Consider the following 2,264-nt stretch of genomic DNA (forward strand, 5'->3'; position numbering starts at 1 on the left):
TGCACCCGGGAGGGTGTGGGAGAGTAGGACACCGCCGGACAACCATTACAGGTCGAGGCCCCCGGAAGGAACCCCCAACAAGGGCTCCACCCGGGGGCCTCCCACATTTAACCACTACCGCAGGCCGCGGATTTTGGCTTCAAGGGCTGCCCGCTCGGCGCTGTTCCCGCACATGCCGACGGCTTCCTGAAGTGCGGAGCGGGCCTCCTCCCGGCGTCCCAGCCTGGTGAGCAGCTCACCCCGGACGGCGGGCAGAAGATGGGAAGCGGCAAGTTTGCCGCCGGCACTCAAGGCCTCCACCAGTTCCAGTCCTGCGGCCGGGCCCGACGCCATGGCTACGGCAACAGCGTGGTTGAGCTCGACTATGGGCGATGGCGCCAACCGCCCCAAGGCTTCGTAGAGAACCACGATCCGGGGCCAATCTGTAGCGGCCACGGAGTCCGCCACCGCGTGGCATTCCGCAATGGATGCCTGGAGGCCGTAGGCGCCGAGGCCGCGCCCGGCGGCCGCGGCTCGTTCAAGGGCCGCCCGCCCCCTCCGGATCGCCGAACTGTCCCAACGGCGGCGGTCCTGGTCCTCGAGCAGCACCGGCCGTCCGGCGTCGTCGGTCCTTGCCGGGAAGCGGGCTGCGGTGAGTTCCAGGAGCGCAAGGAGGCCGAACACTTCCGGCTCGGGCTTCAGCTTGACCATCATGCGGGCCAGCCGGCGGGCCTCGTCGGTGAGGCCGGTACGGATCCAATCATCACCGCCGGATGCGTAGGAGCCTTCGGTGAAGACCAGGTAGATGACCTGGAGGACCGAGCCGAGCCGTTCGTCGAGTTCGTGCGCCTCAGGTACCGCGAACGGGACCCGGGCGGCGACCAGTGTCTTCTTGGCCCGGGTGATCCGCGCCTGGATAGTGGAAACAGGTACAAGGAACGCCTTGGCGATTTCCTCGCTCCCAAGCCCGCCGACCACCCGCAGCGTCAGGGCGATCCGGGCCTCCTTGGACAGCATGGGATGACACGCCGTAAACATCAGGGCGAGGACGTCGTCGTCGATTGCGTCATAGTTGAACAGCTCGTCAGCCCCGGGTTCCTCGGAGAGCTCCCGCGCGAGGACGGCATAGCGCTCATCGAGCGCGGACCTGCGCCGGAAGGTGTCGATGGCGCGGCGCCGGCCCGTGGTGAGCAGCCAGGCCGCGGGCTGCTCCGGAACTCCGTTGACCGACCAGGACACCAAGGCTTCCGCGAGTGCTTCCTGCGCGAGGTCTTCCGCCAGAGAAAAGTCCCCCGTGTAGCGGGCCAGGGCGCCGACGATCCGGGCGGACTCCATCCGCCAGACGGTCTCGACGGCGCCCCTCGCCCCGCTGCTGTTCACGAGCGGCTCAGAGCTGCCCGGTCTGCTCGCGCCAGGCGCGCTCCTTCTGGATCCACTTGTTGTCCTGCGGGAACTCGTCGATGGTGGTCACCCGGCGGATCTCGGTCTTGCTGCCCGCAGTGAGCGGGGCCCGCTTGGCCCATTCGACGGCCTCCTGCTTCGAGGCCACATCGAGGATGTAGTAGCCGGCGAACAGCTCCTTGGTTTCTCCGTAGGGGCCGTCCGTCACTACCGGGGTGTCTCCGCTAAAGTCCACAACCACACCCTCATTGGCGTCGTCCAGGCCCTCTGCCGCGAGCAGTACGCCGGCACGGATCAGTTCGTCGTTGAACTTGCCCATGGCGTCCATGATTTCGTTGAAGTCCGTGTTCGCGAACGTCGCGAAAGACTCGTCCGTCGGACGCATGATCAGCATGTACTTGGCCATGATGTTCTCCTTGGTTCCGGAAGGTCGCCTTCCGACCTTCTCACCCATAGGTCGAACGGCACCAGAGCAGATCGACACCGCGCCCGGGTTTTTTCGCTGCCGATCGGAACTGCCCGACGGCGGGCGGCCGGCTTGCCGGCGAAGGCGGGTCGGACAATGGGCCAGGCAGTCCAAACAGGCCGTCATTAGCTGCGCTGGACCCTGATTTGCCTCTCCTTCCGGAACCGTGTAATGTTTTCTGAGTCGCCGCGGGAGGGACGGAAGAGCTGAAAGGCTTGGAGGTTCCGGAAGGCGGCAGAATCCCTTTCTTAGATGGCCACTTTTGGTGGCGCACTGTAGTGCGCCGTGTGGTCTGCGGTTTGCGGAACTGTTGTTTGAGAACTCAATAGTGTGCCAAGTTTGTTGATACCGATTTGTTTTTTGAATTGGTTATTGCCGGGTTGCCCGCACCCCCGTGTGTGGTGGCCTGGTTTTGGCT

The 2,264-nt window shown here is 65.2% G+C and carries 2 protein-coding genes; both read right to left on the reverse strand.

Annotation, left to right across the window (positions count from 1 at the left end; all coding sequences use genetic code 11):
- Positions 1–114: 114 nt before the first annotated feature.
- Positions 115–1,359 carry an RNA polymerase sigma factor gene (locus ACNQPB_RS20045; protein WP_498754178.1) on the reverse strand — a complete coding sequence of 415 codons (1,245 nt, stop codon included), beginning with the start codon at positions 1,357–1,359 and terminating at the stop codon, positions 115–117.
- 7 nt (positions 1,360–1,366) lie between these two features.
- Complete coding sequence (locus ACNQPB_RS20050) at positions 1,367–1,786, reverse strand: YciI family protein (protein ID WP_498754179.1); 420 nt, start codon at positions 1,784–1,786, stop codon at positions 1,367–1,369.
- Positions 1,787–2,264: the final 478 nt, after the last annotated feature.

This window comes from Curtobacterium sp. LFS079, assembly GCF_047977865.1.
GTDB lineage: Bacteria > Actinomycetota > Actinomycetes > Actinomycetales > Micrococcaceae > Arthrobacter.